General features: G+C 73.1%; 20 protein-coding genes. 7 read left to right on the plus strand and 13 right to left on the minus strand.

Annotated elements, in window-relative coordinates; translation table 11 throughout:
• Positions 1–26: 26 nt before the first annotated feature.
• Entirely contained in the window at positions 27–404 is a 378-nt protein-coding gene (locus ACIPEP_RS01410) for a DUF4166 domain-containing protein (protein WP_402716260.1), read from the minus strand.
• 214 nt (positions 405–618) lie between these two features.
• On the opposite strand from ACIPEP_RS01410, the gene ACIPEP_RS01415 reads away from it, so the two are divergent.
• Complete coding sequence (locus ACIPEP_RS01415; RefSeq protein WP_402716261.1) at positions 619–1,539, plus strand: cation diffusion facilitator family transporter; 921 nt, start codon at positions 619–621, stop codon at positions 1,537–1,539.
• A gap of 37 nt (positions 1,540–1,576) precedes the next feature.
• On the opposite strand, the gene ACIPEP_RS01420 is transcribed toward ACIPEP_RS01415, so the two are convergent.
• Positions 1,577–2,188, minus strand: coding sequence for a hypothetical protein (locus ACIPEP_RS01420; protein WP_402716262.1), 612 nt, complete (start codon positions 2,186–2,188; stop codon positions 1,577–1,579).
• A 96-nt stretch (positions 2,189–2,284) separates the two neighbouring features.
• On the minus strand, positions 2,285–3,559 hold the full coding sequence (locus ACIPEP_RS01425) for an MFS transporter (protein ID WP_402716263.1): 1,275 nt from the start codon (positions 3,557–3,559) through the stop codon (positions 2,285–2,287).
• Positions 3,560–3,607: 48 nt separating this feature from the next.
• Here ACIPEP_RS01425 and ACIPEP_RS01430 point away from each other — a divergent pair, with 48 nt between their 5' ends.
• On the plus strand, positions 3,608–4,537 hold the full coding sequence (locus tag ACIPEP_RS01430; RefSeq protein WP_181015155.1) for a LysR family transcriptional regulator: 930 nt from the start codon (positions 3,608–3,610) through the stop codon (positions 4,535–4,537).
• Between the two features lie 73 nt (positions 4,538–4,610).
• Here the strand turns inward: ACIPEP_RS01430 and ACIPEP_RS01435 are convergent, their stop codons facing one another.
• From ACIPEP_RS01435 to ACIPEP_RS01465, 7 genes are all read right to left on the minus strand, one after another.
• The gene (locus tag ACIPEP_RS01435) at positions 4,611–5,393 is read right to left on the minus strand and encodes a hypothetical protein (RefSeq protein ID WP_402716264.1); all 783 of its coding nucleotides are present in this window, start codon (positions 5,391–5,393) and stop codon (positions 4,611–4,613) included.
• Complete coding sequence (locus ACIPEP_RS01440; RefSeq protein WP_402716265.1) at positions 5,383–5,922, minus strand: RNA polymerase sigma factor; 540 nt, start codon at positions 5,920–5,922, stop codon at positions 5,383–5,385. The genes ACIPEP_RS01435 and ACIPEP_RS01440 overlap by 11 nt, the downstream gene beginning before the upstream one ends.
• A 104-nt stretch (positions 5,923–6,026) precedes the next feature.
• Positions 6,027–7,523, minus strand: a complete 1,497-nt coding sequence (locus ACIPEP_RS01445; RefSeq protein WP_402716266.1) for a DHA2 family efflux MFS transporter permease subunit — start codon at positions 7,521–7,523, stop codon at positions 6,027–6,029.
• Positions 7,495–7,758, minus strand: coding sequence for a hypothetical protein (locus tag ACIPEP_RS01450; protein WP_070417166.1), 264 nt, complete (start codon positions 7,756–7,758; stop codon positions 7,495–7,497). Before ACIPEP_RS01450 ends, ACIPEP_RS01445 begins: the two co-directional genes overlap by 29 nt.
• Positions 7,755–8,414, minus strand: a complete 660-nt coding sequence (locus ACIPEP_RS01455) for a DUF308 domain-containing protein (RefSeq protein ID WP_309888345.1) — start codon at positions 8,412–8,414, stop codon at positions 7,755–7,757. The genes ACIPEP_RS01450 and ACIPEP_RS01455 overlap by 4 nt, the downstream gene beginning before the upstream one ends.
• A 111-nt stretch (positions 8,415–8,525) precedes the next feature.
• On the minus strand, positions 8,526–10,496 hold the full coding sequence (locus ACIPEP_RS01460) for a hypothetical protein (protein ID WP_402716267.1): 1,971 nt from the start codon (positions 10,494–10,496) through the stop codon (positions 8,526–8,528).
• A gap of 98 nt (positions 10,497–10,594) precedes the next feature.
• Positions 10,595–12,232 carry an alpha-amylase family glycosyl hydrolase gene (locus tag ACIPEP_RS01465; protein WP_402716268.1) on the minus strand — a complete coding sequence of 546 codons (1,638 nt, stop codon included), beginning with the start codon at positions 12,230–12,232 and terminating at the stop codon, positions 10,595–10,597.
• A gap of 103 nt (positions 12,233–12,335) precedes the next feature.
• Here ACIPEP_RS01465 and ACIPEP_RS01470 point away from each other — a divergent pair, with 103 nt between their 5' ends.
• The 5 genes from ACIPEP_RS01470 to ACIPEP_RS01490 all read left to right on the plus strand — a co-directional run bounded on the left by ACIPEP_RS01470 (position 12,336) and on the right by ACIPEP_RS01490 (position 16,156).
• Positions 12,336–12,893, plus strand: a complete 558-nt coding sequence (locus ACIPEP_RS01470; protein ID WP_309888339.1) for an NAD(P)H-dependent oxidoreductase — start codon at positions 12,336–12,338, stop codon at positions 12,891–12,893.
• Between the two features lie 138 nt (positions 12,894–13,031).
• Positions 13,032–13,544: a MarR family winged helix-turn-helix transcriptional regulator gene (locus ACIPEP_RS01475; protein ID WP_070417171.1), complete on the plus strand. Its 513-nt coding sequence runs from the start codon at positions 13,032–13,034 to the stop codon at positions 13,542–13,544.
• A 92-nt stretch (positions 13,545–13,636) separates the two neighbouring features.
• Positions 13,637–14,143, plus strand: a complete 507-nt coding sequence (locus ACIPEP_RS01480; protein WP_070417172.1) for a Dps family protein — start codon at positions 13,637–13,639, stop codon at positions 14,141–14,143.
• A 10-nt stretch (positions 14,144–14,153) separates the two neighbouring features.
• Positions 14,154–14,954 carry an SDR family NAD(P)-dependent oxidoreductase gene (locus ACIPEP_RS01485; RefSeq protein WP_402716269.1) on the plus strand — a complete coding sequence of 267 codons (801 nt, stop codon included), beginning with the start codon at positions 14,154–14,156 and terminating at the stop codon, positions 14,952–14,954.
• An 8-nt stretch (positions 14,955–14,962) separates the two neighbouring features.
• On the plus strand, positions 14,963–16,156 hold the full coding sequence (locus ACIPEP_RS01490; protein WP_402716270.1) for an NAD(P)/FAD-dependent oxidoreductase: 1,194 nt from the start codon (positions 14,963–14,965) through the stop codon (positions 16,154–16,156).
• 303 nt (positions 16,157–16,459) lie between these two features.
• On the opposite strand, the gene ACIPEP_RS01495 is transcribed toward ACIPEP_RS01490, so the two are convergent.
• The 3 genes from ACIPEP_RS01495 to ACIPEP_RS01505 all read right to left on the minus strand — a co-directional run bounded on the left by ACIPEP_RS01495 (position 16,460) and on the right by ACIPEP_RS01505 (position 19,386).
• Positions 16,460–17,539 carry an alpha/beta fold hydrolase gene (locus ACIPEP_RS01495; protein WP_402716271.1) on the minus strand — a complete coding sequence of 360 codons (1,080 nt, stop codon included), beginning with the start codon at positions 17,537–17,539 and terminating at the stop codon, positions 16,460–16,462.
• 89 nt (positions 17,540–17,628) lie between these two features.
• Positions 17,629–18,504 (minus strand): SMP-30/gluconolactonase/LRE family protein, encoded by an 876-nt coding sequence (locus tag ACIPEP_RS01500; RefSeq protein WP_402716272.1) that lies wholly within the window; start codon positions 18,502–18,504, stop codon positions 17,629–17,631.
• Positions 18,505–18,552: 48 nt separating this feature from the next.
• Entirely contained in the window at positions 18,553–19,386 is an 834-nt protein-coding gene (locus ACIPEP_RS01505; RefSeq protein ID WP_402716273.1) for a DUF1206 domain-containing protein, read from the minus strand.
• Positions 19,387–19,550: the final 164 nt, after the last annotated feature.

Genomic DNA, 19,550 nt, shown 5'->3' on the forward strand with positions numbered 1-19,550 from the left:
CTGGTCGGCATCGTCATCGAATCGTTCTACGCGCCCCGCTCGGCGGCAACGCGCCAGCGTTGCGCGGGGTGCGCCGGGCGAGCCTGCGAGTCCGGGTCACTCGCCCGAGTTCGGACCAGGCGCAGGGCGCCCGCGTCCGGCCCCTGCGCGTCGACCTCCGCCCGGAGCAGGGCGCTGACGCGCCCACGGCGACCGAGGTGGTCGACGAGCCCGTCGGGTCCGGCGGTGATGGCGTCGACCATCGTGCAGGTACCGGAGCGGAAGCGGAAGGTGCGGTGCGCGCGGACGGCGACCCGACCCTCCTGGACCGCCTGCCCACGACCGACGCGAGCCGGGCGGTTCTCGACCGTGAAGGGGACGTCCCGTTCCCAGACCGGAACATGACGGCGTCGCGGGCGAACCACGCGAGCACCGGCCAGAGCCAGCGGCGGGGTGTGCCGACGACGTCGAAGACGCCCTCGCCACGGCCGACGTGTCCGGGCGGGATCGCGCCGAAGTACGTCGACAGTCGCGGGTGCAACCGGGCCAGCACGTCGGGCGGTGTGGACAGCTCGTAGGGCGACCGGGTCACGTCCCGATCCTGGCATGTCGTCGGTGCGGATCCCTACGATGATGCGCATGGGACACGACCACGGAGCAGGGCACTCGCACGGGCACGCGTCCGAGCGCGCCCTGCTCATCGCGTTCTGCATCTCGGCGACGATCCTGCTGGCCGAGGTCGTCGGCGCCGTCGTGACCGGATCGCTCGCCCTGCTCGTCGACGCCGGGCACATGGTCGTCGACACCGGCGGGCTCGGCATCGGCCTGGTGGCGACGCGGCTCGCACGACGCTCGCCGACCGCGCAGCGCACGTGGGGCTTCCAGCGCGCCGAGGTGCTCGGGGCCACGGCGCAGGCGGCGATCCTGCTCGCCGTCGGCGTCTACGTGATCATCTCGGCGATCCAGCGGCTGTTCGTGCCGGCCGAGATCCACTCCGGGCCGCTGCTCGTGTTCGGGATCATCGGCCTCGTCGGCAACCTCGTGGCGTACGCCGTGCTGCTGCGGGCCTCCGGCGAGGGGTTCACCTCGCGGGCCGCCCGGCTCGAGGTCCTCAACGACACCCTCGGCTCCGTCGCGGTCATCGCCGCCGCGGTCGTCCTCATGCTGACCGGGTGGGAGCGGGCGGACTCGGTCGCGGCGATCCTGATCGGGCTGCTCATCCTGCCGCGGGCGACCCGGCTGCTGCGCGAGACCGCCAACGTCCTTCTCGAGTCGACGCCCCCGGGGCTCGACCTCGACGACGTCCGGGGGCACATCCTCGAACTCGACCACGTCATCGCCGTGCACGACCTGCACGCGACCCTCGTGGCGACCGGGGTGCCGAACCTGACCGCGCACGTGGTGGTGGACGACGAGTGCTTCTCGACGGCGCACGCCCCGCGGATCCTCGACGAGCTGCAGCAGTGCGTGGCGGAGCACTTCGACGTCCCCGTGGAGCACTCGACGTTCCAGCTGGAGCCGGCGTCGCACCGGCGGCACGAGCACGAGGTGCACGCCTAGGCGGTGTCCGCCGCGCCACCGTCGCCCGGGGACGAGGTCAGCAGCCGCCGTCGCTCGTGGGGAACGCCGTGATCACGCGGTCGGTGGTGGCCGACACGATCACGCGGACGAACGGCTCGGCCGCGGGGCGAGACCCGTCGTCGAACCGCACGGGAGCGGCGAAGCAGACCTTGCCGTCGCCGGCGTCCTGCGGGTACCCGGTCGCCGGTGCCTCGAGGGCGGACTGCACCGCGGTGAGCATGGCGTCGTCCCAGTCCCGGGAGCCGTGGCCGGTCACGACGTCCTCCCAGTCCGCGGTGTGGCGGACACGGATGTGCTCGTAGCCCTGGCCGGAGTTCCCGCACTGCAGCACGACCGTGCGGAGCGCCTCGGTGTCGTACCGGGCCACGGTCTCGCGGGTGCTCGTGTCGCAGCGGGCGAGGACGGCGTCGCCGGGCAGGTCCGGGCCGGTGCGGGTGATCGTCACCGTGCCGTCCTTCGTCGTGCCCCCGCCGGCGGTCGCGCTCGGGACGACGCTGGCCGCCGTGCCCCCGAGCACCGGGTCGTCGGCACCGCGCTGCGCCGTCAGTGCGACGCCACCGGCCACGAGGCCGGCGGCCAGCACGGCGGCGACGCCGGTGATGACGGAACGGTTGCGCTTCTGGGACACGCGCCCAGTATGCCGGACGGGTGTCGCGCCTCCTGGACCGGCCGCGGACGCAGTCGAACGCGCAACGCGGCCGACGCGCGGGACGCGGACCAGTGCTCAGGCCCGCGCGGCCAGGCGGGTCCCGGCGACGACGGCCAGCACGGCCACGAACACGACGTACCCGAGCAGCACGGGCAGCGTCGGCAGCACGAGGAGCGCAGCCCCGACCGCTACCACCGGCACGGTCAGCCCGGCGTAGGCGATGAGGAAGGTCGCGGCGAGGACGCCGCCGCGACGTTCCGGGCCGACGAGGGCGCCCGCGCTGCCGATCGACGCGCGGAACAGCAGCCCGACACCGGCTCCCGCGACGACCCCGCCACCGATGAACCCGGCCACCTGCAGCACCACCGCGGCACCGGCCAGGACGACCAGACCAGCGACGAGCAGGACCATCCCGAGGCGGATCTGCGCCCGCTGCGACAGCCGGGCGAAGACGATCTGCGACACCGCGCTCGCGGCGAACACCCCGAACGTGGTGGCTCCGGCGGCGAGCCGGTCGGTCACGTGGAAGGTCGTCCCGAGGAAGGTCGGCGCGACCGAGGTGAAGAGTCCCTGCACCGCGAGCGCGGCGAACGCGGCGGTGCCGGCGGTCCAGAACGCTCCGGCCTGCCCCTCCGGCGCCTGCAGTCGCTGCGGGCGGTAGGGCACGGGCGACGTGGGACGGTCGACGGTCTCCGGGGCGGCGAGCACCACCACGAACGCGACGGCCAGCGCCACGACGAACACGACGTAGGGCACCATGAGCGGCTGCCCGACGAACTCCGCGAGCGCTCCACCGACGAGGGCGCCGAGCGACAGCCCGCCGAGGTTCACGACCCCCGCGACCACGCCCGCCCCGCCGGCCGACGACTGCGAGCCCGTCGCCCGGACCCGCAGCTCGCCGAGGTGCGCGGTCGCCGTCGCCGTCAGGAGCCCGACCCCGAGGCCGGTCACGAGCCGGGCGACGATGAGGCCGCTGACGTCGTTCCAGAGCAGGAAGAGCACCGCTGCGACGAGCTCGAGCGCCACCGACACGAGGATGAGCGGGCGCCGTCCGTGCACGTCGCTGAGGTGTCCGGCGAGGTACAGGGAGCCGACGACGCCCACGCCGTACGCCGCGAAGACCACGGTCGTCGTGAAGGTCGGGAAGCCGTCGCGTGCCTGGTAGATGACGTAGAGCGGTGCGGGCACGGTCGCGAACGCCATCACCGCGAGGAACGCGAACGCCACGGCCCAGAACCCGACGCCGTGCCGACGGCGCGTGTGCGCTCGTCGTCCACGCGGGGCGGCGACGCGCTCGCTCGCGATGGCGACGGTCGACGACGTGGGAGCGGATGCGGTGGCGGTTGACATGCTCCGATCGTGCCGCCGAACACCCATCGAGTCCAACGGATCCTCTTGATGTCGTCCATCGACCTGATCGATACTGAGCCGGTGGAGACCCGCCTGCTCGAACAGTTCGTCACCGTCGCCGCCGAGGGCAGCGTCACCCGCGCCGCCGAACGGCTCTGGGCGGCGCAGTCCACGGTGTCCGCGGGGATCGCGTCACTCGAGCGGAGCTTCGGGGTCCGGCTGTTCGACCGCACCGGACGGCACCTCGTGCTGACGACCGCTGGCGAGGACCTGCTCCCCCACGCCCGCGCCGTACTGGAGTCCCTCGACCGGATGCACGACCTCGCGACCGTCGACGACGCCGACCTGCGGGGACGGGTCCGGCTCGGCATCTTCACGAGCATGGACATCGTCGACCTCACGGGCGTGCTGCGACGGTTCCGGCAGCGGCACCCGCTGGTCGCGGTGGAGCTCATGACCTCGCCCTCCGGGACGACCGGGCTCGTGCAGGACCTGGTCGCCGGGCGGCTCGACATCGCCTACACGGGCCTGCCGGCGGTCCCGGCCGGGGTCGAGGTGGCGCCGCTCCGGGAGATGCCGTTCCGGGTCTTCACCGCCGCCGACCACCGGTTCGCCGGTCGTCGCTCGGTCTCGCTCGCCGAGCTCGCCGACGAGCCGTTCATCGACACCGCGCACGGCTTCGGCAACCGGATCATCCTCGACACCGCGCTGGAGCGGCTCGGGATCCGGCGGCGGATCGTCGCGGAGATGAACGACATGCCCGCGGTGATCCGGTTCGCGTCGGCCGGCCTCGGTGTCGGCGTCGTCCCTGACTCCGGGGTGCGCCACGACGGTGCGGTGCTCGAACTCGAGGACGAGGTCGACCCCCTGCGCATCGGCCTCGCGATGCGGACGAGTCCGGAGCCGAACCGAGCGGTGCGCACGCTGGCGCGCGACATCGTGGCGGCGCGCGTCGACGTCGCTGCGCAGCCGGGCTGAGCGGCCGGATCCCGGTCGTACCCCACCGACGGACTGGAGGCGCGGGTCGTCCCCGCCACGCGCCTCCAGGCCGTCAGTCCCCCCAGATCTCCCCGACGATCGCACCCAGCAGGTTGTCGGTCGGGAAGTTGGCCTGGTCGATCTCCAACCAGGTGTCGCCGCGGACGTAGCGGGTTCTGCTCCAGTCCGTGCCGTACTGCGGATCGGGCCTGGTCTGCCGGCAGATCCGGATGCCGTCGGACTCCTCGCACGTCGGCGACCACCCCTCGTAGTAGCTGCGCTCGCCGTTCGCGAGCTCCTCCGGCGTGCCGTGGCCCATCGTCACGGCGAGCCCCGTGATGTCCGCAGCCGGATCACGCCACAGGCAGTACAGGTCGGTCTCCGGCAGTCCCGATCCGTTACCCGCCACCGGCGGAGGCGTGGCTTCAGCGGGCAGCCCTTCCGCGACCGGGAGCACCCGCTGCAATGGGACGTCGCCGAAGAACCGGTCGTAGTCGGACGCCGGGACGAGCGCACGGCAGTCGGTCGGGATCGTCGCCGTCGTGTTGACCGGCGTCGGGGTCGGACGCGGTGTCGGGCGCTGCGTGATCGGCGCGGACGTCGGGGTCGTCGCGGACGGTGCGGGCTCCGGTGCGCGGCTCGTCGTCGGCGCGGCGACGGGCGTCTCCTGCTGCGACAGCGACAGGGCCACGGCGCCCGTCGCGGTGCCGATCGCCAGCAGGCCGATGACGCCGAGCGCGATGCCCGGACGGAACCGACGCCGCTTCGGACGCGGGGTGGCACGTTCGAGGACGTTCTGCTTCATCGAGACGAGCATGCGCTGCAGGTCGTCTCCCTCGGGGGGCTCAGTGTTCATCGTGCATCACCACCTTCTTGAGTCGGCGTCGGGAGCGGGAGACCCGCTGCGTGACCGCACCGACGCTGAGGCCCAGCATCTCGGCGGCCTCGGCGTAGGAGTGTCCCTCGAGGAGGCACAGTTCGCAGATGCGTCGGTCGGTCTCGGGGAGCGCGGCGATCTCGTCGCGGACCCAGCGGAGGCGTTCACGGGCCTCGGCGTGGTCCTCGGGTGCGGCGAGCTGCTCGGGGAGTTCGTCGGCGCGACGGCGGGCCTGCTTCCGGCCGGTGTTGAACGCGTGGTTCCGGCACACGACGAGCAGCCACGGGAGCATCGTGTCCGCGGGCAGTTCGAGGGTCTCGGCACGCTGCCAGAGCGTCAGGAAGGCGTCCTGCACGACCTCCTCGACGTCCTGGCGGTCGTCGACGAGTGCCCAGGCGTAGCGGGTGAGGGTCGCGGCGTACCGGTCGAACGCCCGGGCGAGCGCGCTCTTGTCGCCCCGTGCCATCGCACGGACGATCGCCTCGTCCGTGTCGGTGCCGGTCGTCACGTCCACATCCCACCTCCTTCACTCCAGAGGTGTCGGCTGCACGCGCGATCGTGACAGGACCGTGGCGAAAACGTGATCCCGGGCGTGTCGGTCGCCCGAGCGACTCAGGCGTCGAGCAGGTGCGCGATGCCGGCGACCGAGCGCTTCGCCGCAGCCGAGGTCGACAGGTACCCGACGAGGACGATCCCCGCTCCGATCCCGACGACGATCCACCACATCGCGTGCGTGGCCACCGCGAACCCGGCACCGACGGTCGCGACCGCACTCGCGCCGGTCACGGTGCCGGCGAGTGCGACCCCGAGCGACACCCCGGTTTGCCGGCTCGTGGACGCGACGGCCGCAGCGGACCCGGACTGCGCGCGGGGCATGCCCGAGACGGCCGTGTTCGTGATCGGCGCGTTCACCATGCCGAACCCGAACCCGAACAGCACGAAGGCGACGACGAGCACCCACATCGGTGTCGTGGCGTCGATCGTCGTGAGGATCGCCCCGGCGCCGCCGACGCCGATGCCGGCGAGGACGAGCGGGACCCGGGTGCCGATCGAGCCGACGAGACGCCCGGACAGCGGCGAGACGAGCATCGTCGCGACCGCGGCGGGCAGCGTCCACAGGCCGGCCTGGAACGGCGACATGCCCCGGGCCTCCTGCAGGTAGAGCGCGTTGAGGAAGAGGAACGCCCCGTTGGCGCCGAACGCGCCGATCGCGGTGACGACCGCGGCCGAGAACGGGATGCTCCGGAAGAACCGGACGTCGATGAGCGGTTCGCGGCGGCGGCGCTCGACCGCGACGAGCACGACGAGCGACGCTGCGGCGAGGACGAACAACCCGAGGGCGGCCGGTGACGTCCAGCCGAGCCGCGGCCCCTCGATGAGCCCGCCGACGAGCGTCGCCAGGAGCACGATCACGAGCACCTGGCCGACGGGGTCGAGCCGTCGGGGCTTCGGCGACTTCGACTCGGGGACGAACAGGAACGTCAGCACGATCGCCGCGATGCCGATCGGCACGTTGATCCAGAAGATCGCGCGCCAGCCGACGGTGTCCGTCAGCGCGCCACCGACCAGCGGACCGAGCCCCATCGACACACCGACGACGGCACCCCAGACGCCGACGGCACGGGCACGCTCCTTCGCGTCGTCGAAGGTGGCCGTGATGATCGACATCGCGACCGGGTTCATCATCGAACCGCCCACCGCCTGGACCATGCGGAAGACGACGAGCCAGCCCACCCCGGGCGCGAGCGAGCAGAGCAGCGACCCGACCGTGAAGAGCGCGAGCCCGATCTGGAAGGTGGTGCGGCGGCCGATGCGGTCGGCGGTGGAGCCGGAGAGCAGCAGCAGGCTGGCGAGGACGAGCGTGTAGGCGTCGATCGTCCACTGCAGCCCGGAGATCGAGCTGCCGAGTTCACGCCCGATCGAGGGCAGTGCGACGTTCACCACGGTGGCGTCCATCGAGACGATGAACAGGCTCATGCAGCAGACCGCGAGGATGAGGTACCGGTGCCGGTACCGCTGCGGCAGGCCCGGGTCGCCCTGGAACGGCCGCCGTGACGGCACCGCGGGGGCGGCCTCCGACTCAGTGGAAGTCGTTGCCGTCTCCTTCACCCGGGGTCTTGTGACCACCGAGCATGTCGTTGTCGTCCTGGTCGCTCGTCGACGCGAGCTGCAGCATCGCGAGGACGACCACGACGACGATGAACGCGATGCCGAGGAAGATCGCGGCGAGCTGGAGCTCACGCGTGGCGAGCAGCACGACGAGCCCGGTGAAGACCGCGACGATCGCGGAGATCCCGAGGAGCTCGACCGGGCGCAGGCGGTCGCGACGGCTGGGGGTGGTCATGCGTGTGGTGCTCCGTCCGGGGTTGCGGCCGGGGCCGCCGTTCCCCACTTGTGCGAGAGGCCGGCGATCACGTGGAAGACCGCGGTGATGGCGAGGTAGGCGCCGAGCAGGCCGACGAGGACGATCGAGGCGTCCAGTGTGCCGGTGACCCGCTCGACACCGCCGAGCTCCTGCGAGTAGTCGGGCGGCGTCACCAGGAAGGCGATGGCGAGCAGCAGCGTCAGGCCGCCGACGGTCGTCCAGTCGCGCGCGAACGGCGAACGCCCACGGGCGCGGAGCCCCTGCGTGAGCTCGAGCGCCCCGGTGAGGACGGCGAAGGCGACGACGACCGCGATGAACGCCGGCAGGCCGAGGCCGTTGCACGCGAACGCGGCGACCGCGGCGACGAGGGTGATCACCGCCTGCAGGAGGGTCGTCCGGCGCGACCGTCCGTCCGCCGGGAGCCGCGTCGTGCCCGCGAGCAGCAGCACGAGTCCGTCCACCGCCGCGAATCCACCGAACAGCAGCAGGCCGTAGCCCGCCGCGTGGTTGGACGAGAAGGTGATGACGATGGCCACGATCGCGGCTGGCACGGCCCGGAGGACGGGGATCGGCCAGTACCGCGCGCGCTGGCCGGAGTCGTCCACGGAGTCGGACACGAGACCTCTTTCGGGCATGCGGATCGTGGTTCGATCCTACCGCCGCACGGTGCAGCGGCCGACCGCGCGGGGCGATCGGCCGCTGAGGATGCTCGAACCAGCAGGCGTCAGCGAGGGGTCAGCGAGGGGTCAGCGGGGCGTCGACCCGACCTCGTCCTCCGCCGCACGTCGGCGCGCACGCCGCCGCGCGAGCCACCAGCACGTCGCCCCGGCCGCCACACCGACGGCCGCCACCGCCGCGACCACGCCGAGGTCCTCCGTGCCGGTGTAGGCGAGCGCTCCGGTCCGGGCCGGCCCGGCGTCCCCGCCGTCTCCACCGTCGCCGGCGGGACGGGCCCCGCGGTCGTCGGGCGCCGGGTCGCGCGGACCCGTGTCAGCGTCCCCGCCGTCACCCGGCCCGTCGGGGCCGCCGTCGCCGCCGTCACCACCGCCTTCTCCGCCGGGGACCACCACGATCCCGACGCCCGGCGAGGGGTCGCCGCCGTCCGGATCGCTCGGCGACGTCGCGGTCGCCACGTTCACCACGTCCGACCCGTCCCCGGAGTACGCCGGGTCGAGCTGCGCCCGGACTCGGAACGACACGGTCTCCCCCGCGGCGAGCGCGGCACCGGAGCGACAGGTCACGTCCTGCCCCTCGGCCGTGCAGTGGTCCGGCGACCCGACGAAGCGCATCGCGCTCGGCAGCTCGTCGATCGCCCCGACGTCCTCGGCGGTACCCGGGCCCCGGTTGCGGGCGGTGATCGTGTACTCGACCTCGTCACCGGGCTCGACCGCGGTCGAGGGGGACACGGACTTGTCCGTCTCGACGTGCGCGTCCACCCGGGCGGCGACCGTGGTGCTCGCCGCCGAGGTGTTGTCGTCCTCGTTCGTGTCGGCGGTGCGGGGCGCCGGTCGGATCGTGGCGACGCTCTCGAGCGTGCCCTCGGCATCGTCGGCGGTGCGGCCGCGGATCGTCACCGTGGCCGTCCCGTCGCGCGGCAGGCCGAGGTCGGTGGCGACGTCGCCGGTGCCCGATTCGGTCCCGCACGACGACCCAGCGGCCGCCGAGCAGGTCCACGTGGCGTCGCGCAGGGCGTCGGGCACGTCGACCTCGAGCGCGCTCGGGTCCGACGCGTTCACGCCGGCGTTCCGTGCGGTCACCGTGTACTCGACGTCGGCACCCGCCGGGACGCTCGGCGCGAGGTCGTGCGTGACGGCGACGTCCGTCGGCGTCCAGACGCGCAGGGCGTCGACCTCGTGCACGTTGACGTGGCTGCCCGTCGCCCCCGCGAACCCGAGGCGGAGCGTGCTCGGCAGCGGTGCCTGGCCGTCGCCGTGCAGGGGGACCCGGTCGAGCACGGTCCGCATCCGGTCCCCGTCCTGCAGCCGGACGGTGACCGCGAGTTCCCCGGCGTCCCCGGGGAGCAGGGTCACGCGGACCTTCCGGAGCGCTGCCCCGGCGGTCTCCGTGCCACCGGGCGCGGGGGCCGCGCCGACCCAGCGGTAGCCGAGCACCCCGTCGCCGGAGCCGCGGATCGACACGGTGTCCGGCCGCGCCCCGGGGCCGGAGTAGTTGATCGGCGTCGAGAAGTTGCCGTAGTGGTCGACCGCGATGCCCGCGAAGCCGCCGGGCACCCCGGGCAGGTCGCAGGAGAGGCCACCGCCCTGGGACGTCTCGCGTCGGCACGCGTACCCGAGCCCGGCCCCGAACGACCCGACGCCCTGCTCGGCGGCGCCGTCCGCGAGGAACAGCAGCAGGCCGTCGGCACCCGGGTCGTCCACGTCGCGGTACATCGCGTAGCTGAACTCGATCTCGAGCCCGAGGTCGGACGGGAACGTGTCCTGCATCGACCACGCCCCCGCCTGGTCCTTGACGTCGTCGGTCAGCCGGAGCCGCCCGTCGACGATCGCCGCGTCACCGTGCAGGGCGCCGCCGGCAGCGGTGGAGAACTGGTTCTCGTAGGGGAAGGCGAGCTCGTCGGCCGAGGAGGCCGACGGCACGAGGCCGGGTGCCGCGAGGACACCGAGCGCGGTCAGGACGGACGCGACGGCCGCGACGCGGCGGAGCCGGCGTGACCTGGCGGGCGGTCGACCGCCCGGCGGGGTGTTGGGAGCTGTCATGCCCCGATCGTCGCGACCGGAGGGTCCCCGTCAGGCGGGCGTCGGCCGATCTGTGGAACGCGTCCCCGCGCCTCCTGGCTGTGGAGGAAGAGTCCGGCTCAGCGCAACCAGACGGTGGTCTCCCCGGGGAGCACCCCGTCGCCGAGCGGACCGGACGAGACGACGACCTCGCCGGCGGGCAGCTCCACCGGCTCGGTCCCGAAGTTCGTGACGGAACGCCACCCGTCGTGCCGCGCGAACGCCACGACCCCGTCCGGCGCCTCGATCCACGCGAGGTCCTCGCCCCGCTGCAGGTCCCGTCGGGCAGCGGTCGCCGCGCGGTACAGGGAGAGGGTCGACCCGGGGTCGCCGTCCTCCGCCTCGACCGAGGACGCCCCGAAGTCGGCCGGTTGCGGTAGGTGCGGTGCGACCGCCCCGAACCCGAACGACGGCCCGGACGTCGTCCACGGGATCGGCACGCGACACCCGTCCCGCCCCTTCACGGTGTGCCCGGTGCGGATCCACTTCGGGTCCTGCAGCGCCTCGTGCGGGATCGCCGCGGCCTCCTGCAGCCCGAGTTCCTCGCCCTGGTAGACGTACGACGAACCGGGCAGCGCCAGCATCAGCAGCATCGCCGCCCGCGCCCGCCGGAGCCCCCGTGCACGATCGAGCGACGGTGTCGTGCCGTCGGTCATGAGCCACGCATCGGTGTCCGTGCCGTCCGGCAGGCCGTACCGGGTCGCGTGCCGGACGACGTCGTGGTTCGACAGCACCCAGGTGCTCGACGCGCCGGACTGCGCCGACGCCGACAGGTTCCGGTCGATGATGCCCCGGAACGCCGCGGCCTCGAACGGCGCCTCGAGCAGGTCGAAGTTGAACGCCTGCCCGAGCTCGGTCGGCCGGGCGTAGAGCACGCGGCGCGGCGCGGGCGCCCAGGCCTCCGCCACGGCGGCTCGCGGCGGGTCGTACTCGTCGAGCACCCGGCGCCACGCCGCGAAGATCTCGTGCACCTCGTCGCGGTCGTAGAGCGGGTCGGAGCCGTCGAGCGGCAGGTGGTGCTCGTCGGACGGGCGGTACGGGGTCGACAGGTCCTTCGCCAGGCCGTGCGCGACGTCCACCCGGAAGCCGTCGACCCCGCGGTCGGACCAGAAGCGCAGCGTGTCCTCGAAGTCGGCACGGACCTCCGGGTTCGACCAGTCGAGGTCCGGCTGCTCGGGCGCGAACAGGTGCAGGTACCACTGGCCGTCGGGCACGCGGGTCCAGGCGCTGCCGCCGAAGTTCGACACCCAGTCGCTCGGCGGGAGCGACCCGTCGGCACCGGCACCGTCCCGGAACACGTAGCGAGCGCGTTCCGGCGAACCCGCGGCCGCGGTGAGCGCGGCACGGAACCACGCGTGCTCGTCCGAGGTGTGGTTCGGGACGATGTCCGCGATCAGCCGGATGTCGTGCTCGTGGAGCGCACGGACCAGTGCGTCGAAGTCGTCGAGCGTGCCCAGGCGATCGTCGACGTCCCGGTAGTCGGCGACGTCGTAGCCGCCGTCCGCCAGCGGGGAGGGGAAGAACGGCGACAGCCAGACCGCGTCGACGCCGAGCGACGCCAGGTAGGGCACGCGACTCGTCACGCCCGCGAGGTCGCCGAGCCCGTCGGCGTCCGTGTCCGCGAAGCTCCGCGGGTAGACCTGGTAGACGACGGCGTTCCGCCACCAGTCCGGGTCGGTCGTACGGGGCGTGCTGGCCGGCGTCCGAAGCGTGCTCACGTCGCCAACGTACCGACGATCCACCGGACCGGGAATAGGGGTCCACGCGCACGCATTGGTTGTCGATGACACCTTTCCGTCACAGAACCAGTAAGGATCCCCGATGACGAACGTCCTCGCCCTCGTCGGCAGCCTCCGCGCCGAGTCCATCAACCGCAAGCTCGCCGAGGCGGCTGCGCACCACGCCCCGGAGGGCATCGAGCTGTCGACCTTCGACGGCATCGTCGACCTGCCCTTCTACAACGAGGACATCGACGGCGACACCCCGCCCGCCTCGGCCGTCGCCTTCCGCGACGCGATCGCCGCCGCCGACGCCGTCCTGCTCGTCACCCCCGAGTACAACGGCACCATCCCGGCCGTCCTGAAGAACGCGCTGGACTGGGGCTCGCGTCCGTTCGGCGCCTCGCCGCTGTCCGGCAAGCCGCTCGCCGTCATCGGCTCGGCCTTCGGCCAGTTCGGCGGCGTCTGGGCGCACGACGACGCCCGCAAGGTCGCCGGGATCGCCGGCGCGAAGGTCCTCGAGGACGTCAAGGTCGCCATCCCGCAGTCGGTGGTCCGGTTCGCCGAGACCCACCCGCGCGAGGACGCCGAGGTCACCACGCTCGTCCAGGGCGCCCTCACCGCGCTCGCCGAGGCGACCGAGGAGCAGGCCGCAGCCTGACGACGTCACGCACGTGACGACGGACGGGAGGCGCGGTGCGGGCCCGCACCGCGCCTCCCGTCCGTCCACGGGTGCGGGAGACCGCATCCCGTGAGATCCCTAGACGCTCTAGCAACGAGACGGGCTACCCTGAACGCCATGTCCACGCAGGAGATCACGGAAGCGTCCGGGTACTGGTTCCCCGATGACGACGCGACCCAGCGGGGCGTCACCGTCCTGAACGCCCTCCGCCGGTACCGTGCCGCCGAGACCGCGATGCGTCGACGCACCCGCGACTCGATGGGCATGGGCGAGACCGACCTGCTCGCGGTGCGCTTCCTGCTGCAGGCGCAGCGCGCCGGGCGGACCGTGAAGCCGAAGGACCTGGCGGCCTACCTCAAGATCTCGTCGGCCTCGACCACGATCCTCATCGACCGCCTCGTGAAGTCGAACCACGTCCGCCGCGACCCGCACCCGACCGACCGCCGCGCGCTCGTGATCACCCCGACCACCGAGACCGACGAAGAGGTCCGCGCGACCCTCGGCATCATGCACCGTCGGATGATGGGCATCGCCGAGGGACTCTCCCCCGAGGACGCCCGCGTCGTCGCCGTGTTCCTCGAGCAGATGCGCTCCGCCGTCGACCAGGTCGACCCCGCCGTCACGCACTGATCGGTCCACGGGGGACGCGTCCTCTGAGCGGACGTCCTGCCGCACCGCGTAGACCGGTCTGGTACCGGTCACCAACGCGGAAGGAACCGATCATGCACGCATCGGACAAGCTCGCCAAGAACCTCCAGGCGGTCCTCGTGGACCTCATCGACCTGCACCTGCAGGGCAAGCAGGCCCACTGGAACATCCTCGGGACCAACTTCCGGGACCTCCACCTCCAGCTCGACGAGATCGTCGACGCCGCACGTGAGTTCGCCGACGACACCGCCGAGCGCATGCGCGCCCTGTACGCGGTCCCGGACGGCCGCTCGAGCACCGTCGCGGCGTCGAGCCACCTCGACCAGTTCCCCGAGGGCGAGATCACCACGCACGACGCCATCGACCAGGTGACGCTCCGCCTCTACCAGGCGACCGGCACCATGCGCGACGTCCACGACGAGGTCGACGAGGAAGACCCGACGACGGCCGACCTGCTGCACGGCTTCATCGAGCGCCTCGAGCAGCTCGCGTGGATGGTCTCGGCCGAGAACCGCGCACCGAGCACCCCGCTCGCCTCGGCCACCACGCCCGCGGTCGCGGACGCCTCGGCGCACGCGTAGCGGCCACCAGGTGGACCTCGGGATCCAGGGCAAGACCGCCCTGGTCTTCGGCGCGGACTCCGGCATCGGCTGGAACACGGCTCGCATCCTCCTCGCGGAGGGTGCGACCGTGGTCGTGTCGGACCTCGACCAGTCGCAGCTCGACAACAGCGCCGACCAGCTCGACGCACCGTACGGCAGGCTGCACGCCTTCGCCGCGGACGTCACGAGCGCCGCGAGCCTGGCCGACCTGCACACCAGGGTGCGCGACGCCGTCGGCGAGATCGACATCCTCGTGCAGTCCTCCGGCGTCACGGGCGCCCAGGGCCTGTTCCACGAGATCGACGAACAGGGATGGCTCGACACCATCGACGTCGACCTGATGGGGCCGGTGCGGATCACGCGCGAGTTCATCGGCGACCTGCGCCAGGGCGGCTGGGGTCGCATCGTCTACCTCGTGTCCGAGGACGCGTCGCAGCCGTACGACGACGAGCTCCCCTACTGCGCGGCCAAGGCCGGGGTGCTGTCCTTCGCGAAGGGCCTCTCCCGCACCTACGCGAAGGAGGGCCTGCTCGTGAACACCGTGTCGCCGGCGTTCATCTACACGCCGATGACCGACGCGATGATGAAGAAGCGTGCCGAGGAAACCGGCCAGACCTTCGACGAGGCGATCGCGTCGTTCCTCGACGACGAGCGCCCGTACTCGGAGCTGCAGCGTCGCGGCGAGCCGGAGGAGGTCGCGAACGTCATCGCGTTCCTCTGCTCCGACCTCGCCAGTTTCGTGAACGGCTCGAACTACCGGGTCGACTCCGGCTCGGTCGCAACGATCTAGGAGACGCCATGACCGACTTCCGCTACCTCGTCGTCGGCGGCGGGATGGTCGCCGACGCCGCTGCCCGCGGTGTCCGCGAACTCGATGCCGAGGGCTCGATCGGCATCATCAGCGAGGACGTCGACCGGCCGTACGCCCGGCCGGCGCTCTCGAAGAAGCTGTGGACCGACCCGGACTTCAGCTGGGACGAGAAGGTCGACCTGCACACCGAGGAGACCGGCGCGACGTTCGTGCTCGGGACCGTGGTGACGGCGATCGACCGCGCGGCGAAGACCGTCACGACCTCGGACGGGCAGACCCACGGCTACGAGCGACTGCTCCTCGCGACCGGCGGCAAGCCCCGCGGGCTCCCCGGGCTGTCGCCGTCCGACCGGGTGCTCGACTACCGGAGCGCCACCGACTACCGACGCCTCCGTGAGCTCGCCGACGCCGGGGCCCACGTGGCCGTCGTCGGTGGCGGGTACATCGGCACCGAGATCGCGGCCGGCGTCGTGCAGAACGGCGCCCGGGTGACGCTCGTCGACCCGGACGAGGTCGTCGGCGGCCGGATGTTCCCGGCGGACCTCGCCCGGGCGTTCCAGCAGCGCTTCGTCGACCACGGCGTGGAGCTCCGGCTCGGGCGCCGGGTGGACCACGGGTCCGAGCACGAGGGTGGCGTCACGCTGACCCTCGACGACGGGTCCGAGGTGTCCGCCGACGCGGTCGTGGTCGGACTCGGCATCGAACCGGCGACCCGGCTCGCCGCCGACGCCGGGCTCACCGTCCGGGACGGCATCGTCGTCTCCTCGACGCTCCTCACCGACGACGACTCGGTGTTCGCCGCCGGCGACGTCGCCGAGTACCCCGACCGGATCCTCGGCACGCGCCGGGTCGAGCACGTCGACAACGCCCAGCAGCAGGGCCGGCAGGCGGGGCGCAACCTCGCCGACGCCGACGAGACCTACGACCACACGCCGATGTTCTACTCCGACGTCTTCGACATGGGGTACGAGGCGGTCGGGCAGGTCACCACGAAGCTGCGCACCGTCGAGGACTGGCAGGACCCGACGGTCACAGGTGTCGTCTACTACCTCGACGACGACGACCTCGTGCGCGGCGTCCTGCTCTGGAACGTCTGGGACAAGACCGACGAGGCCCGCAAGGTCCTCGCCGAGGCCCACGCGCTCACGCCGGACATGCTGATCGGGCGCATCACGCCGTAGCGTCGCGTCCACCCTGGAGGCGGGGGGGGGGGGGGGGGGCCCCCGCCCCCCCCCCCCCCCCCCCCCCCCCCCGCCCCCCCCCGCCGGGGCGGGCCCCCCCCCCCCCCCCCCCCCCCCCCCCCGCCCCCCCCCCGCCCGCCGCCCCGCCCCCCCCCGCCCGCCCCCCCCCCCCCCCCGCGGGCGTGCGCGGGGCGGCGCCCCCCGGGGGGGGGGCCGGCCCGCGGGGGGGGGGGGGGCCCCCCCCCCCCCCCCCCCCCCCCCGCCTCCAGTCGGTCGCGTCCGCCCGCGGGCCGGTCCGCGGGATCAGCCCGCCTTGCGGGTCTCCGGAGCCACCTCGTCGACGATCTCGCGGCGATCCGCCGGGTCGACCGGCAGGTCGTCGCCGTCCGCCATGGCGACCGCGTGCGCGGACTTCGCCGCCTCGAGCGTCTCGTCGTCGTTCTTCGCCATGCCGAGCAGTTCGACGAAGCGCGACTTGACGAGCATCCAGGCTTCGCGCGGGCCGAGCCGCGACAGGTCCGACGCCGTCGAGTCGTCGCGGACGCGCTGCAGCGAGGACACGCCGCGGTCGGGGAGCCGGCCGGCGACGTGGTCCACCGCGAGCCGCGCAACCGCGTCCGCCTGTGCGTGCATCACCGAGTGCGCGCCGTCGACGACCTCGCGCAGCACCGCGTACGGGAACACCCGGGCGAGCCGACGCACCCAGTCCCGCGGGACCATCGCGTCGTGCTCCCCGCGCACGATGAGCGTCCGTGCCTGCACGTGGGCGGCACGCTCCTCGATCGGGAAGGCGATCATCCGGGGCAGCACCTTCGAGAACCAGTGCCAGCCGCACAGGGCGTACGCCGTGATGCCGTGCCAGCGGACGGCCGCCGGCTCGTGCAGCGTGGACCGGAGGAACCGGAACGCCGACTGCCGGACCGTGCGCGCGTGCGAGTCGACCACCGGGCTGATGAGCACCAGGTCGGAGATGTCCGGACGACGCGCTGCCACCTCGGTCACGACCTGGGTGCCCATCGAGTGGCCGACGAGCACCGGGTCGACGAGCCGGAGGTCGTCGATGACCTTCTCGACCGCGTCGGCGTACCGCTCGATCGAGACCTTCCCGCGGAATCGCGGGACACCGGCGAACCCGGGCAGGTCGAGGGCGTGCACGGGGCCGTTCTCGTTGAGGTGCGGGGCGAGCCGCTCGTAGTAGGTGGCGGCGATGCCGAGCCCCGCGACGAGCAGGAAGGCGCGGTCGCCGGGTTCGCCGACGGAGCTGACGCGCACGTACGTACCGTCGACCGCGACCCGGTCGACCTCGACCGTGACGTCGGCGTTCTCGGCCTCGCCCAGTCGCTTCGCGGGGTCCGGTGTCGCGTCCGTGCGCTCGTCGTCCACTTCGGTCTCCTCGGGTCGGGCGTCGCTCCTCGGTTCGGGCGATCGCCCAGGATACCTGCGGCGCCCCCGATCCCGCCGTCGGCGCCCCGTCAGCCGCTGAAGGTGTTCGCGGGGAACCCGTGCACCCGCGTCGGCACCGCGAGGACGGCACCGGAGTGCGGGTGCGCGACGAGCTGCTCCTCGGTGAGGTTCTCCCGCGCCGAGGCGACGAACAGCGTCGACATGTCCGGGCCGCCGAACGCCACCGACGTCACGTTCGGCACCGGGAGCTCGACGGTCTCGAGGTGCGACCCGTCCGGACCGTACCGCTCGACCCGACCGCCGCCGTAGACCGCGCTCCACGAGCAGCCTTCGTCGTCGCGGACGAGTCCGTCGTGGGCGGACCCGACGACGAACGGCTCGAGCTCGCCGAGCTCCCCGCCGGGGCCGTACGACCCGCGGTAGATCGTCGACGCGCTCGTGTCGGTGACGTACATGACCGTGCCGTCCTCCGACCACTCGATGCCGTTCGTCACGCCGAAGCCGCCGCGGAGGAGTCTCGTGGTGCCGTCCGGCTCGATCGAGTACAGGGCACCGTCCGGCTCCCCCGTGGTGAGGTTCATGCTGCCCACGAGGAACCGGCCGAACGGGTCGCACTTGCCCTCGTTGAACCGGAGGCCGTCCGTGGCAAGCTCGACCCGGGCGATCTCGCGCTCGACGACGCCCTGGGCGTCCGTCACGACGACGGAGTCGCCGAGGGCCGCGACGAACCCACCGCCCGCGCGGGGCTGGAAGCTCGCCAGCGGGGGCGGCAGCTGCACGGTGGACGTGGTCGTGCCGTGGGCGTCCGCGGTGGTGAGGGTGCCGAGGGTGATGTCGACCCACCGCAGCTCGTTCGTCCCGGGGTCCCACACGATGCTCTCCGCGAGGACGGCTCCGGCGTCGGAGAAGACGGTCACGGGTCCGGTCGTCGCGCTGCTGCTCATGACACCGGTCTACCGGTGCCGCCTCCGCGCGCGTCCACCGTGTCCGTGTCAGAGGCGGGCGTAGCGGGCGCGGAAGAAGCTGAAGACGCCGAACGCGAGGAACCCGATGCCCATCGCGACGAGCACGAACACCCCGCCCGGCATCGAGCGCAGCGCGTCGAACGCACCGTCGAGCCCGGTCGCCTGGTCGGGGTCGCTCTGGATGCCCGCGACCGCGATGAGCACGCCGACGACCACCACGGCGATCCCCTTCAGCACGTACCCCACGACGCCGAGCACGGTGACGACACGGTCGAGGGGCTGCCGCGGGCGCACCAGCTGCTTCCAGAACGAGCGCCGGCAGCCGATCACCACGAGGCCGACGCCGATCGCGACGGCGACCGCGGCGACGAGCAGCAGGAGGAACACGCCGCCGGGGGTCGCGAGGGCCTTCGCCGCAGCGCTCCGCGACGACCCGCTCGAACTCGTGCCGGCTCCGACCGCGTAGGACGCTGCCGAGTACGCGATGAGCCCGTAGACCACGGCCTTGCCGACGTTCTTCAACCGGTTGCCCCAGGCACGGGCGCTGTCCGTCCGCCCGCCGACCACGGCCTCGACCACGAGCCGGAGCGTCAGCGCCGCGCAGCCGACGGCCACGATCCACAGGAGGACGACCCCGCCGGGGACCGCGGCGAGCTGCTGCAGCGCACCCGACTGGTCGGTCTCGCTGCCCGAGGAGGCGTTGCCGACACCGAGCAGGATCGCCAGGTAGCCGATCAGCAGGTGCACGATGCCGCTGCCGACGAACCCGGCGCGCGCCGTCAGCTCGAACCACCGGCTGTCGGCCACGCGCTTCGCTCCACGACCGGTCTTCCGGGCCGCCTGTTCCGCCTGTTCACTCACCCCATCGAGCGTGCCCGACGGAACGGGCCCTGTCCGGCAGGGGCGGTGACACCCGGCCGTCTGGCAGACGGGAGGCGCGGGGGGGGGCCCCCCCCCCCCCCCCCCCCCCCCGGGGCGGCGCCCGGAGTCGCCCCACACCTGTAAAGACGACCCCCCCCGGGGGC

This window comes from Curtobacterium sp. NPDC087082 (genome assembly GCF_044745045.1).
Classification (GTDB): Bacteria; Actinomycetota; Actinomycetes; order Actinomycetales; family Microbacteriaceae; genus Curtobacterium.